Source organism: Brenneria sp. L4-2C, assembly GCF_040240335.1.
Lineage (GTDB): Bacteria > Pseudomonadota > Gammaproteobacteria > Enterobacterales > Enterobacteriaceae > Brenneria.
Window position 1 is genome coordinate 37,291 of sequence record NZ_JBEIAC010000007.1, and the last position, 13,523, is coordinate 50,813.

The 13,523-nt window shown below is 55.2% G+C and carries 11 protein-coding genes; 10 read left to right on the forward strand and 1 reads right to left on the reverse strand.

What is annotated here, in order from left to right; genetic code table 11:
- Positions 1-273: 273 nt before the first annotated feature.
- From ABRZ26_RS12270 to ABRZ26_RS12305, 8 genes are all read left to right on the forward strand, one after another.
- A complete protein-coding gene (locus ABRZ26_RS12270) occupies positions 274-2,787 on the forward strand; it encodes a hypothetical protein (RefSeq protein WP_319604420.1) in 2,514 nt (837 codons plus the stop codon).
- 1 nt (position 2,788) lies between these two features.
- The gene (gene bglB / locus ABRZ26_RS12275; protein ID WP_319604421.1) at positions 2,789-3,886 is read left to right on the forward strand and encodes a beta-galactosidase BglB; all 1,098 of its coding nucleotides are present in this window, start codon (positions 2,789-2,791) and stop codon (positions 3,884-3,886) included.
- 11 nt (positions 3,887-3,897) lie between these two features.
- Positions 3,898-4,980, forward strand: coding sequence for an ABC transporter ATP-binding protein (locus tag ABRZ26_RS12280; RefSeq protein WP_319604422.1), 1,083 nt, complete (start codon positions 3,898-3,900; stop codon positions 4,978-4,980).
- A gap of 51 nt (positions 4,981-5,031) precedes the next feature.
- Positions 5,032-6,033, forward strand: a complete 1,002-nt coding sequence (locus ABRZ26_RS12285; RefSeq protein WP_319604423.1) for a carbohydrate ABC transporter permease — start codon at positions 5,032-5,034, stop codon at positions 6,031-6,033.
- Positions 6,034-6,041: 8 nt separating this feature from the next.
- Positions 6,042-7,094: a carbohydrate ABC transporter permease gene (locus ABRZ26_RS12290; RefSeq protein ID WP_319604424.1), complete on the forward strand. Its 1,053-nt coding sequence runs from the start codon at positions 6,042-6,044 to the stop codon at positions 7,092-7,094.
- A 2-nt stretch (positions 7,095-7,096) separates the two neighbouring features.
- On the forward strand, positions 7,097-8,149 hold the full coding sequence (locus ABRZ26_RS12295; protein ID WP_319604425.1) for a LacI family DNA-binding transcriptional regulator: 1,053 nt from the start codon (positions 7,097-7,099) through the stop codon (positions 8,147-8,149).
- Between the two features lie 114 nt (positions 8,150-8,263).
- The gene (gene parS, locus ABRZ26_RS12300) at positions 8,264-8,707 is read left to right on the forward strand and encodes a type II RES/Xre toxin-antitoxin system antitoxin (protein WP_319604426.1); all 444 of its coding nucleotides are present in this window, start codon (positions 8,264-8,266) and stop codon (positions 8,705-8,707) included.
- Entirely contained in the window at positions 8,704-9,165 is a 462-nt protein-coding gene (locus ABRZ26_RS12305) for an RES family NAD+ phosphorylase (protein ID WP_319604427.1), read from the forward strand. Before parS ends, ABRZ26_RS12305 begins: the two co-directional genes overlap by 4 nt.
- A 137-nt stretch (positions 9,166-9,302) precedes the next feature.
- Here ABRZ26_RS12305 and ssb1 read toward each other — a convergent pair whose 3' ends face one another.
- Positions 9,303-9,839, reverse strand: coding sequence for a single-stranded DNA-binding protein SSB1 (gene ssb1, locus ABRZ26_RS12310; protein WP_319604428.1), 537 nt, complete (start codon positions 9,837-9,839; stop codon positions 9,303-9,305).
- A gap of 324 nt (positions 9,840-10,163) precedes the next feature.
- On the opposite strand from ssb1, the gene uvrA reads away from it, so the two are divergent.
- Both uvrA and ABRZ26_RS12320 read left to right on the forward strand, forming a co-directional pair.
- Positions 10,164-13,001: an excinuclease ABC subunit UvrA gene (gene uvrA, locus ABRZ26_RS12315; RefSeq protein WP_319604429.1), complete on the forward strand. Its 2,838-nt coding sequence runs from the start codon at positions 10,164-10,166 to the stop codon at positions 12,999-13,001.
- A gap of 25 nt (positions 13,002-13,026) precedes the next feature.
- Positions 13,027-13,446, forward strand: a complete 420-nt coding sequence (locus ABRZ26_RS12320) for a secondary thiamine-phosphate synthase enzyme YjbQ (protein WP_319604430.1) — start codon at positions 13,027-13,029, stop codon at positions 13,444-13,446.
- Positions 13,447-13,523 lie beyond the last annotated feature (77 nt).

Consider the following 13,523-nt stretch of genomic DNA (forward strand, 5'->3'; position numbering starts at 1 on the left):
TTTTAATCATGCAAATTTGCATTATTTTGTTATTTTTCGCTGTCATGATGGCTAGGAAAAGGTTTTATTTATGTGAAGCTGGTTAAATAAAATTTAAATATTTATTCGAATAAAATGGTTATGCGATATTCATCACATATAAATGTGCGACAATCTTATTTATTAATGTGAATTGTCAAAATTTGAATGCAAATTGATGTTAATGCAAATTTTGCATTAATTGACGATAAGCGTTGTTTATTTAATTCACGAATGTTGTTGACAGGATTCAGCATGAATATCGGTTGGATATTAAAGAAGAATGGCGTCATTAATCGATTTCTGATTACCTCGTTAATTGAGAAACGTTATTTATCTGAACCGGCTACGTTGCCGGATAAGGTGAATTACCGTTTTATTAACGGTTTTGTCGATGTCGGCGTATTACCCTGTCGCGTCCGTTTCCTGAAAGAAGATGCCGAACGCGACGTCTCGCTGCCCGAAGGGTTGACGTTTGCGGAAATGTGGAGCGGCGGAGATGAATGCCGCAGCGTGAGCTTCAGCGATTTCTGGCCTTCTCCCGTTCATGCGCAGCGATTTTCTCGTTGCATTATTCATAGCGACAGCGCTCAAGACGCCCCCTTCTTGCTCAGTACGTGCGGCGGCGCGACGCTGTGGATTAACGGCGAGCGCATCGCTCGTTTTACGCCGTTTACCCGTAATACCGAGCAGTCTTGTCAGGTGAGCATTCCGTTAAGAGCCGGACTGAATACGCTGGTGGTGCATAGCGAGGAACTGTGCGAACGCGATACGGATTACCTTTTCAGCCTGTGTTATCAGGGCGAACGCGAATTATCCTGGCGGCTTGACGAAGATGAGGCGCGCAGCGCCCGACTGACCGCGCTGGAGGGATGGATCAATCGACTGTCGCTGGAAAAGAATTTGATTAGCGAGGTGACGCTGGCGCTGAGCAGCGGGGAGGCGCTGCCTGAATCGGTAACGATGTCTCACCATTTGATTGGCAATGTCAACGAATCCGTCCCCGCGTGGCGGCAAACGCAAGCGCTGTCCGCGGGTAATCTGGGGTGGCAGGTCAGACTGCCGCCGTCATTGGTCGGGTATTACGATCTGGTCTGTACGGCGGTTTGCGCCGGCGTAACGCTGACGCGCACCATGAGTTTCGGCCGTTTGCCGGGACAAACCATGCCGGATTTACCCTCGTTATCCGCCCGCCGCCGTCATGTGCTGCGTCATACCGCGCAACATGGTTTTGAACGGACGGGACGCTTGCTGGCGATTGTGGCGTCGGGAGAAGGGCAAGCCGCCATTCCCGCTATTCTGGACAGCGCGCTACGTAAAATTAGCCGTCGGGAAGATTGTGCGGATTTCCAACAGGTGCCGCTGATCTGGCTTTGGCAACGCTATCAGGGCCAGGTGCTTGCCAGACAGGACTGGCGACGCATCCGCAGCGCCATTCTCGGCTTTCGCTATTGGATCGATGAGCCGGGCAACGACACCATGTGGTTCTGGAGTGAAAATCACTGCCTGTGCTTCCATGTGGCTCAGTATCTTGCCGGGCAAAACTTCCCTGACGACACTTTCCCATGCAGCGGACGACGCGGTTACGAACAACAGCGTATCGCCCATGAACGGCTGACCCGCTGGTTTGATTCCATTCTTGAGCACGGCCTGGTGGAGTGGAACTCGGCGGCCTATTACCCCATCGATCTCATCGGGCTGGTCGCGCTGTATGAACTGGCTGGAGACAGCGATTTGCGCGCAAAGGCCCGCATCGTCATTGACCGTATCATGCTGATGACGGCATGGGTTCATCAGCATGGCGTCGCGGTCGGCACCATGGGGCGGGCTTACGATAAGGAGCTCCGTTCCGGCATGCTGACCGAACTTTCCGGTCTGTGCGCGCTGATGTGGGGAGAAGGTTGGCTGATCCCGCACTGCGCCGCATTGCCGCTGTTATGCCTGAGCGATTATCGGCCGCCGGAAGAGGCCAATCACATTGCCCGCTGGCGGTCGGCGCAGGGCGCGGAGGCTCGCTGGGTTCAGGGGCTGAACCGCAGCGCCAAGATCATTGCCTGGAAACAGCCCGATGTGGCTTTTTCCTCCGTGTTTGACCACCACCCTGGCCAGCCGGGGCATCAGCAACATCTGCTGGATGTGCGCCTTGGCGGTCATTATGCCGCGCGCCTATGGGTGAATCATCCGGGCGAAGATCGTCCTGATGGTGTTCATCGTCCTTCCTATTGGGCCGGGAATGGGCGTTTGCCGCACCTGATGCAATATCGCAACCGTGCGCTGATGGTATTTGACCTGCAACAGGATGTTCGCCCGTGGACACACCTTTACCTGCCAAAAACGGCGTTGGATGAGACGATCATCATGGCGGCGTGGTGCTTTGTCCGGGGAGGAAATGGCTATGCCGCTTTCCATAACCCGGCTGGTTTGCAGCCTTTTTCCGTCACAGGGCATCAGGCAGAGGGGGAACTGCGGGCATACGGTGAGCGCAATGTCTGGTTTATCGCGGTGGACAGCGGAGAGGGCGCAGACGGTTTCGCCGCGTTTGTGGCGCGTTTTCAGTCATTGCAACTGAATAGCGAGGCGGGTAGCGGCCATTGGCGCATCGACGATCCGGATTACGGCGAACTCGCTTGCAGTCCGGCCGGTGAATTTTTTATTCAACGACAGCGGTTTATTTTCCCTGAATCCGTTTCGGTGGTTCCGCAACAAACGGCCGCTTCACCGGCCACTCCATTACAACCCTTTCCCCCGCAACCCACAGGGAGTGCATAAGATGCAGACGGATTCGCTCGATCAATTACAAACCGAGGCGTTGCTGGAGCGGGTGGCGCGGGCATTCTGCCGCCTGAAGGCCATCGACAGCGTGACGCAGGAAACCGATCCGGCCAATGAACTGACGATTCAGTTCGAAGAGTGGGATTGGGAAGTCGGCGTCGGGCTATACGGTTTTTGGAAGCTGGCGCGCCTGAAGCAGGACGGCGATATGGTGCGGGCGTTGGAGCAGTGGTATCAGCAGAAACTGGGCGCGGGCCTGCCGCCGCGTCAGATTAATTCCACCGCCCCGATGCTGGTGCTGGCGCTGCTCTGCCTGGATAACCCGCAGGCCCCGTCGCAATGGCGACAGGCGGTGAGCGAATGGGCCGACTGGTTGCTGCATGCGTTGCCAAAAACGGAAGATGGCGGCTTTCAGCACACGGTGAAAGAACGTCCCAATACCGGGCAGTTGTGGGATGACACGCTCTTTATGGCGGGTCTCTTTCTGGTGGCGGCGGGGCGATTGTTGTCACGCCGCGATTTGATTGAAGAGGCGGAGTATCAGCTGTTAACCCATGCCCGTTATCTGGCGGACGCCCGCAGCGGGCTGTGGTATCACGGCTGGACATTCAGCGGACGACACCATTACGCCAATGCTTTCTGGGGACGCGGCAATGCCTGGATCACGCTGGTGCTGCCGGAGATGCGCGTACTGGCGCGGGATCAACTGTCCGCGCCCGTGCTGCGCACGCTGGAAGCCATTCTTGAACAGCAAACGCAGACCTTGGCTCGCTGTCAGCACGACTCCGGTTTGTGGCATACCTTGCTCGACGATCCTGACTCCCCGCTCGAAACCTCCGCCAGCGCGGGCTTTATCGCCGGGATTCTGACGGCGCGACGGCTCGGCATGCTGAGCAACTTCCCGCAGGCGCAGTTGGATAAAGGTTTTGCCGCCGTCGTCGCACAGATTGACGAGGCGGGCGTGGTGCTCGGCGTCTCTGACGGCACCGCCATGGGGCATGACTTACAGTTTTATCGCGATATTCCCAATGTTGCCGTGCCTTACGGACAAGCACTGGTCATGCTGATGTTATTGGCGCAATTACATTCTGTTTGAAGGGGTTGGCAATGGCGAGTCTGGAACTGAAAAACGTCCACAAGAACTATGGTGCGGTCAGCATCATTAAAGGCGTGGACTTATCGATTCACGACGGCGAGTTTATGGTATTCGTCGGGCCATCGGGCTGCGGAAAATCAACGTTGCTGCGGATGATTGCCGGTCTGGAAGACATCAGCAGCGGCGAACTGTGGATTAACGATCGTAAAGTGAATGATCTGATGCCCGCGGAACGAAAAATCGCCATGGTATTTCAGTCTTACGCGTTGTATCCCCATCTCTCCGTGCGCAAGAATCTGGCTTTTGGGTTGGAAAATCTTCACTTTCCGCAGGCGGAGATCGCTGAGCGTATTAATGAAGCGGCGCGTATGCTCGGGCTGGAGCCGTATCTGGATCGCAAACCTCGCGCCTTGTCGGGCGGGCAGCAGCAACGCGTTGCGATAGGGCGGGCGATTGTACGCGATCCGGATTTATTCCTGTTTGATGAACCTCTTTCCAATCTCGATGCCAAGCTACGCGTGCAAACGCGCGGCGAACTTTCCCGTCTGCATCAGAAACTTCGCACCACCATGATCTACGTTACCCACGACCAGATTGAGGCGATGACCATGGCGCAGCGCATTGTGGTGCTGAATGCGGGACGCATTGAGCAGGTTGGCACGCCGCTGACGCTGTTTAATCGACCGAAAAATAAATTTGTCGCCGGGTTTATTGGTTCGCCGCGAATGAACATGTTTCCCGCCGAGATTGCGGAGACCACGGCTGAAAGCGCGGCGGTGCGCTGTCCATCCGGCAATATTCTGACGTTGCCGTTTATCGGTCGGATTGGACAGAAGGTCACGCTGGGGATTCGCCCGTCGCATTGTGAAATCGTGCCTGAGGGGGAGGGGATTGCACTCAGTGTCGATCGTTGCGAAATGATGGGGCATGAAACCTTTATCTACGGACGTATGCATGGCATTGATGAAGAGATGATTGTTCATTTGCCCGAACACCGCGAATTTGCTGCGGGCGCGTTGGTGCATGTGCGTTTTCCCGCCGCGTACTGTCATTTGTTTGATGCGGATACGGATGACGCCCTGTCTCGTATTTGAAAGATGAAAGCGATAACGAGCGTTAATTAATCCGTTAATGGAGAAAAGAACATGGCCAGACATTTCGCCTCTCGGTCCGCATTTTCACTGGTGGATATGCTGGTGACGCCAGTGGAGAAAGCGGTTAACGTGCTGCAAAAACTGGGCGGCAGAAAGATCATGCCGTGGTTTTTCATCGCGCCCAATATGCTGCTGTTCGCCGTCTTTGTCTTTATCCCGATCCTGCTGGCGGTATGCTACGCCTTTACGGGCGGCACCAATATTCTGCTGTGGGAACGTCCTTATGTCGGAGTGGCGAATTTTACCACGCTGCTTAGCTGCGATAACTATGCGCAGCCAGCCAGCTGTGAACAAGATCTCTTCTGGACCGGGGTCTACAACACGGTCTCGTTCACCTTCTTCAACGTGACGTGTACCTTAGGCGTGGCGCTGGTGACCGCACTGATCCTCAATCGGAAGATCATCGCCCGCGGCTTTTTTCGCGCCATGTTTTTCTATCCGGTGCTACTGTCGCCGGTGGTGGTTGGTCTGATCTGGCAGTGGTTTCTTAATCGTAACGGTTTGCTGAATCTGGTGTTGTCCTCATTAGGAGGACAGCCGATTACCTTTCTGCTCGATCCTACGTTTTCCCGTTTCTGGGTGGTCTTTGTCTCGGTCTGGTTTCACGTTGGGTTTTATACCTTGATATTGCTGGCGGGATTGCAGGGCATTCCCCGTGATATTTATGAAGCCGCCGCCGTCGATGGGACATCGCGCTGGCGCGGTTTTTATCGTCTGACGTTGCCGTTGCTGGCGCCGAATATTCTGGTCGTGGTGATCCTGTTGACCATCAATAGCGTACAAATCTTTGATGAGGCCTGGGTGCTGACCAACGGCGGCGGCCCTGGAACGGCCAATAGCTTTATTGTTCAGTACATTTATCAAACGGCGTTTGCTTCCAATGCGTCTTTGTACGGGCTGGCGTCAGCGGCGTCTGTATTGATGGGCGTGGTATTGATGATTCTGACGGCGCTGCAATTCCTGCTGACGCGACGTCTCGAAGGTAAAAAATAACGGGAGCCATGATGAAAATAATCACCTTTCTCACCCGCACCCGCTATCCGGGACGGGTTCATATCACGGATATCATGAGCTGGGTCTGGCTGGTGGTGGGTACGCTGTTGGTTTTGATCCCGGTGATGTGGGCGGCGATGTCGTCTTTTAAAACGCCTGCGGAGATCAACCGTTTCCCTCCCAGCTTTTTACCGCAGGCGGCGGACGTCGTCACCTTGCCGGATTACCCAAAACCGTTGGAGTTGTGGCAGGTCAAACAGGAGGACGGCAGTAATAAAACCATGGCGCTGGTGCGTCGTATCGGTCTGATTGCCCAGTTGGTCAATCCTGATGCGCCGGAGGAGAAAGTTCGTGTGCCGACCCGGGATCTGGTGCCGATGAAAACGCTGCATCTGGAAATGGAAAATTACACCACGCCGATGACGAAGTTCCATTTCACCACCTATCTGAAAAATACCGTATTCGTAACGGTTATGGCGACGCTGTTGACTTTGGTATTGAGTTCCATGGCGGCCTTTGCGCTGGCGAAATACCAGTTTCGCGGGCGGGGAACGGTATTAACGATGTTTCTCTCCACCATGATGATTCCGCTGTCGGTGGTGATGGTGCCGACCTTTCTGGTGGTGATCGGCCTGAATATGGGCGATAACCTGTGGGGCGTCATTATTCCTACCGTGGCGACGCCGACGGGCGTCTTCCTGCTGCGTCAGTATATGCTGACTATCCCGGATGAACTGATTGAAGCGGCGCGTATTGATGCCGCGAGCGAATTTCGCATTTACTGGAAGATCATTCTGCCGCTGACGGCGCCCGCGCTGGCGGTTTTAGCCATCTTTTCCGTGATCTGGCGCTGGAACGATTTCCTTTGGCCGCTGATTGTCTTGTCCAGTCAGGATAATTTTACGCTGCAAATAGGTCTGAATGCGTTCCAGGGGCAGTTCTCCGTGCAATGGCACTATATATTGGCAATGACCATGCTTTCTTTGTTGCCGGTGACGGCGGTATTTGTCTTCTTGCAAAAATACATCACCACGGGTATTGCCAATACGGGGATGAAATAACGATGTCGACGCTCAAAGATATTGCCGACCTTGCCGGCGTTTCCATCAGCACGGTATCCCGCGCATTGAACGGAACAGCGCCCATCAGCGCCAAAGTCAGACGACAGATTATGGCGATTGCGACCGAGCAAGGTTATCCCTTGCATAAGGTGGGCAAAGCGGCGGCGCCTTATACTGAGCCGCTGCGCCATATTATGCTGGCCACGCCGCGCAATCTGATGCTGGAAAATGATTATAACCTGGTCTCGCTGACGCTGATTAACGCGTTGAAAAACCTCTGCCAGCAACGCAATATCCAACTGCGTCCTTTCCTGGGAGAGCACGATACCATTAACGAACAACAACTGTTGGGTGAGCTACAGGGCGGGCGTGAAAGCGGCATTCTGATCGTGAACGATGATCATCCTACGTTGCTGAATGCCGTTGCGGAAAGCGGCATTCCGGCGGTGCTGATCAATGGGGAAGACCCCGCTATGCGGTTGAATTGCGTGATGCCTGCCAACCATTATTCGGCCGCCGCCGCCGTGCGCTATCTCATTGAACAGGGTCATCGGCGTATTCTTCATCTTACCTGGACTTCCCGCATAACCATCAAACAGCGCGAGCGGGGCTACCGTGAGGCGTTATGCCAGGCGGGAATTGCGGTGGATGACGATCTGATTCTGTCGCTGCCTGACTTCCATCCGCGCACCGCGCGGGATGCCTTATTACGCTGGTTGACCGCCCATCCCGACAGGATGGGCGTAACGGCCGTGTTTTGTGCGGCGGATAATCAGGCTATCGGCGTGGTGGATGCCCTGTATCAGTATGGACTACGCGTGCCGGAAGATATTTCCGTTATGGGCATGGACGACATTTTGCCGATCGACATGCTGCCCGTTTCCCTCACGACCGTAAATCTGCCCTTTGAGGCCATCGCCCGAGCTTCACTGCAACTGCTGACGCAGCAATTGACGCCATCACAAGCGCTGGGGATTGCTCAGCGCACCGAGCTGGCGGGGCGCGTGGTGGTCCGCGATTCGGTGCGGACGATTGGATTGCCGGCTACAGGATAGAACTGTACTAAAGAAGGAGAAAACGGCGCCGCATGTGCTCAGCATTTGCCCTTGAAAAGAACCGACAATTGTCCATAATGAATACTGACAAATGTCAGTAATGAAGGGGGAGCGATGAGAACCTATGTGCCTGAAAGTCGATCGCATGATAATGCGCTCTGGCGCTATGCGGGCCTGCCGGCGCGCGGGCTTGAACTCACCCGTCTACTGAAAGTCGGTCTGCCTGTCGATGTGCTGGACAATATTCGCCACTGGTCGGCAATGTCCAAAGCAGACATTATGAGAGTCACCGGCATCAACGAGCGTAACGTTGCGCGGCGTAAGAACGCGGGCAAAAACCTCTCTCCCGATGAAAGCGAGCGGGTCGCGCGTTTTGTTCGCGTAATGGATGCGGCGGTACAGCTTTTTGACGGGAATAAAGAAGACGCATACTGCTGGCTCAGCCTCCCGGTTAAAGGTTTAGGCCATGTCGCCCCCATTTCTCTGATTTCCACAGAGAGCGGCGCTCTGGAAGTTTTGGATCTGATCGGCAGGCTGGAACACGGCGTCTTTTCATGATTTTTTATCGGCTGATAAAAACCGCTTATGCCTCAGAAGCCTGGACCGGATATGGCGCCAAACAATATGGCGGACGCTGGAACCATAAAGGATATCCGGCCATCTATGTTTCCACATCGATTTCGCTTGCCGCGCTGGAAATACTGGTACACGTATCCAAAGAAGCCATTCTGGAGCAGTATTCGTTGTTCAGTATTGATATTCCTGACGATGAGGTGGCTTCCCTCGCGCCAGAATTTTTTCCTGATAACTGGCGACAGGATCCCGCGCCCGTATCGACGATGGACATTGGAACGGGGTGGTTGCAATCCGCTGAGGGGGTGGCGCTGATTATACCGTCCAGCATCATTCCAGCCGAAAATAACGCCATACTTAATCCGAACCATTCCGGTTTTACGCCATGCCTGAACAGTACAAGAGAATTGCCATTCTTCTTTGACCGGCGATTAATGAAATAGTCGATATTGCGCTATCCATGCGCCGGCGCTGAAAGGTATGCCGGTAGTAAAAGTCGCTGTCAATCTACTGAATAAAACAATAAAGCCCCGAATTTACGGGGCTTTATTGAGATGACTAAAGATATTTTAATGCCGGATCAGAACGGAATATCGTCGTCAAAGTCCATCGGCGGTTCGTTGCTTGCCGCCGGCGAGTTGTTCTGCGCCGGGCGTGCAGCAGGCTGAGCCTGTGCGCCGCCGCTGAACTGGTTGCCGCCCTGCGGCTGCTGCGGTTGTCCCCAACCGCCGGACTGCTGTCCGCCGGCCGGCGCGCCGCCGCCGCCCTGACGGCCGCCCAGCATCTGCATGGTGCCGCCGATATTGACCACCACTTCGGTAGTGTATTTGTCCACGCCGGACTGATCGGTCCATTTACGGGTTTGCAGCGAACCTTCGATATAAACCTGAGAGCCTTTGCGCAGGTATTCGCCCGCGACTTCGGCCAGCTTGCCGAACAGTACCACGCGGTGCCATTCGGTTTTCTCTTTCTGCTCGCCAGTTTGCTTGTCACGCCAGCTTTCCGACGTAGCCAGCGTGATGTTGGCGACAGCACCACCGTTCGGCATATAGCGGACTTCCGGGTCCTGCCCCAGATTGCCGACAAGAATCACTTTATTAACGCCTCTGCTGGCCATGCTCGTCTCTCCTGATGAATCACTTAATTTAGCTTAAGTCTAAACGATCAATTTTAGCATGATACGAATTTCTATCATACCTGCGAAATAGCTTCAGCAATGAAAATGCTGATTACAGCACTTGCATAAAAAACGCCCCAATAACTGGATATCCATTCAGTCTTTTTGGTGGTAGGCTATTCCGGTTCGGTGCCTTTACCGGCTGTTTCCGTCAACGTTAAAAACGCGCCTGACGTTTTTTTTGTGCCATAATTGCATGTTTCGTACCGGTTGTCTCCGTCCACGAGATAATGCAAAACAGTATTTATTCCGGGAAGTGTGTGAATGGATAAGATCGAAGTTCGTGGTGCCCGTACTCATAATCTCAAAAATATCAACCTGATAATTCCACGCGACAAGCTGATTGTGATCACCGGATTATCCGGATCAGGCAAGTCATCGCTGGCGTTTGACACGTTATATGCCGAAGGGCAGCGGCGTTACGTTGAATCTCTCTCCGCCTACGCGCGCCAGTTTTTGTCGCTGATGGAGAAGCCGGACGTCGATCATATCGAAGGGTTGTCGCCCGCGATTTCCATTGAGCAGAAATCGACCTCCCATAACCCGCGCTCCACCGTCGGCACCATTACCGAAATTCACGATTACCTGCGCCTGCTGTTTGCCCGCGTCGGCGAGCCGCGCTGCCCGGAGCATGACGTTCCGCTGGATGCGCAGACCGTCAGCCAGATGGTGGATAACGTACTGTCTCAGCCGGAGGGCAAACGGCTGATGCTGCTGGCGCCGGTGGTGAAAGATCGCAAGGGCGAGCACAGCAAGACGCTGGAAAATCTGGCGACGCAGGGTTACATCCGGGCGCGTATTGACGGCGAAGTGTGCGATCTGTCCGATCCGCCGAAGCTGGAGTTGCAGAAAAAGCACACCATCGAAGTCGTCGTCGATCGCTTCAAAGTGCGCGACGATCTGGCGCAGCGCCTGGCGGAGTCGTTCGAAACGACGCTCGAATTGTCCGGCGGCAGCGCGGTGGTGGCGGATATGGACGACCCGACGGTACCCGAGCTGCTGTTTTCCGCGAATTTCGCCTGCCCGATATGTGGCTACAGCATGCATGAGCTGGAACCGCGCATGTTTTCGTTCAACAACCCGGCGGGCGCCTGCCCAAGCTGCGATGGCCTGGGCGTGCAGCAGTTTTTCGATCCGGCGCGCGTGATACAGAACGGGGAACTGTCGCTGGCGGGCGGCGCGATCCGCGGCTGGGATCGGCGTAACTTCTATTATTTCCAGATGCTGCGCTCGCTGGCGGAGCACTACAAGTTCGATGTCGATGCGCCGTTCGACAGCCTGGGCGAATCAGTCCAGAAGCTGATCCTGTACGGTTCAGGCAAGGAAAACGTCGAGTTTAAATATATAAATGACCGGGGGGATACCTCGGTGCGTCGTCACCCGTTTGAAGGGGTGCTGCATAATATGGAGCGCCGCTATAAAGAGACGGAATCCACGGCGGTGCGCGAAGAACTGGCGAAATTCATCAGCAATCGTCCTTGCGCCAGCTGCGGCGGCACGCGGCTGCGCGAAGAGGCGCGCCATGTGTTCGTTGAGCAGACCACGCTGCCGGAAATTTCCGATATGAGCATCGGCCATGCGATGAGCTTTTTTCAGAATATGAAACTGAGCGGCCAGCGGGCCAAAATCGCCGAAAAGGTGCTGAAGGAAATCGGCGATCGGCTGAAGTTTCTGGTGAATGTCGGGCTGAACTATCTGTCGCTGTCGCGTTCGGCGGAAACCCTGTCCGGCGGCGAAGCGCAGCGTATCCGTCTGGCAAGTCAGATCGGCGCGGGCCTGGTCGGGGTGATGTACGTGCTGGACGAACCGTCCATCGGCCTGCATCAGCGTGATAATGAACGCCTGCTGGAAACGCTGATTCATTTGCGCAATCTGGGCAATACCGTGATTGTGGTTGAACATGACGAAGACGCGATTCGCGCCGCCGACCATGTGATTGATATCGGCCCCGGCGCGGGCGTGCATGGCGGCAAGGTGGTCGCGGAAGGGACGATGCAACAGATTATGGCGGTGCCGGAATCGCTCACCGGCCAGTTCCTCAGCGGAAAACGCAAGATTGAGGTACCCGAACATCGGGTGCCGGCCGACCCGACCAAAGTGCTGAAACTGATCGGCGCGAAGGGCAATAATCTGAAAGACGTGACGCTGACGCTGCCGGTGGGGCTTTTTACCTGCATCACCGGGGTGTCCGGTTCGGGTAAATCCACGCTGATTAACGACACCTTATTCCCGCTGGCGCAGCGTCAGCTTAACGGCGCCACGTTGGCCGAACCGGCGGCCTACCGCGACATTCAGGGGCTGGAGCATTTCGATAAGGTCATCGACATCGATCAAAGTCCGATCGGCCGCACGCCGCGCTCCAATCCGGCGACCTATACCGGCATCTTTACGCCGATTCGCGAGCTGTTCGCCGGCGTGCCGGAGTCGCGCGCGCGCGGCTATAATCCCGGCCGCTTCAGCTTTAACGTCCGCGGCGGCCGCTGCGAAGCCTGTCAGGGCGATGGGGTCATCAAAGTCGAAATGCACTTCCTGCCGGATATCTACGTGCCGTGCGACCAGTGCAAGGGCAAACGTTATAACCGCGAAACGCTGGAAATTAAGTACAAAGGCAAGGGCATTCATGAAGTACTGGATATGACCATTGAAGAAGCCCGCGAGTTCTTTGATGCGATCCCGGCGCTGGCGCGCAAGCTGCAAACCCTGATTGACGTCGGCCTGTCGTATATTCGTCTGGGCCAATCCGCCACCACGCTGTCCGGCGGCGAGGCGCAGCGCGTCAAGCTGGCGCGCGAGCTGTCGAAACGCGGCACCGGGCAGACGCTGTATATCCTGGATGAACCGACCACCGGTCTGCACTTTGCCGATATCCAGCAATTGCTGGCGGTGCTGCACCAACTGCGCGATCAGGGCAATACCATCGTGGTGATCGAACATAATCTGGATGTGATTAAAACCGCGGACTGGATTGTCGATCTGGGACCGGAGGGCGGCAGCGGCGGCGGGGAAATTCTGGTATCCGGGACGCCGGAGACGGTCGCCGAGTGCGAACAGTCGCATACGGCGCGTTTCCTGAAACCGATGCTGGCGCGTCAACCTGCGTAACCTTCACCGATAAGCTGAGGTAGCTATGTGGATACAACATGAAATTCGCCTGAAGCCTAAAGCCAGAGGCTTCCATTTGATTACCGATGAAGTGCTCGCTCAGGTCAGCGAACTGCGGCGCATCAGGGTCGGTCTAATGCATGTTTTTATCCAACATACCTCGGCGTCCCTGACGCTGAATGAAAACGCCGATCCTACCGTGCGGCAGGATTTCGAGCGTTTCTTCAATCGTCTGGTGCCGGAGGATGAGCCCTATTATCGGCATGTCGATGAGGGCAGCGACGATATGCCCGCCCATCTGAAGGGCAGTCTGTTAGGGAGCAGTCTGACGCTCCCCATCAGCAACGGACGTCTTAACGTCGGCATCTGGCAGGGCATTTATTTATGCGAACACCGCAATCACGGCGGCGGCCGCACACTGGTTGTTACCCTGCAAGGGGAGTAGCGTCAAAGTCAGTCTCTCTGGGCCTTAAAATTTTTTGATTCAAACCCATTGATGATATGGATTTATGGGTTATCCCA

Coding starts and splice junctions, on each gene's coding strand:
- ABRZ26_RS12270 (WP_319604420.1), top strand. CDS start 274: ATGAATATCGGTTGGATATTAAAGAAGAATGGCGTCATTAATCGATTT.
- bglB (WP_319604421.1), top strand. CDS start 2,789: ATGCAGACGGATTCGCTCGATCAATTACAAACCGAGGCGTTGCTGGAG.
- ABRZ26_RS12280 (WP_319604422.1), top strand. CDS start 3,898: ATGGCGAGTCTGGAACTGAAAAACGTCCACAAGAACTATGGTGCGGTC.
- ABRZ26_RS12285 (WP_319604423.1), top strand. CDS start 5,032: ATGGCCAGACATTTCGCCTCTCGGTCCGCATTTTCACTGGTGGATATG.
- ABRZ26_RS12290 (WP_319604424.1), top strand. CDS start 6,042: ATGATGAAAATAATCACCTTTCTCACCCGCACCCGCTATCCGGGACGG.
- ABRZ26_RS12295 (WP_319604425.1), top strand. CDS start 7,097: ATGTCGACGCTCAAAGATATTGCCGACCTTGCCGGCGTTTCCATCAGC.
- parS (WP_319604426.1), top strand. CDS start 8,264: ATGAGAACCTATGTGCCTGAAAGTCGATCGCATGATAATGCGCTCTGG.
- ABRZ26_RS12305 (WP_319604427.1), top strand. CDS start 8,704: ATGATTTTTTATCGGCTGATAAAAACCGCTTATGCCTCAGAAGCCTGG.
- ssb1 (WP_319604428.1), bottom strand. CDS start 9,839: ATGGCCAGCAGAGGCGTTAATAAAGTGATTCTTGTCGGCAATCTGGGG.
- uvrA (WP_319604429.1), top strand. CDS start 10,164: ATGGATAAGATCGAAGTTCGTGGTGCCCGTACTCATAATCTCAAAAAT.
- ABRZ26_RS12320 (WP_319604430.1), top strand. CDS start 13,027: ATGTGGATACAACATGAAATTCGCCTGAAGCCTAAAGCCAGAGGCTTC.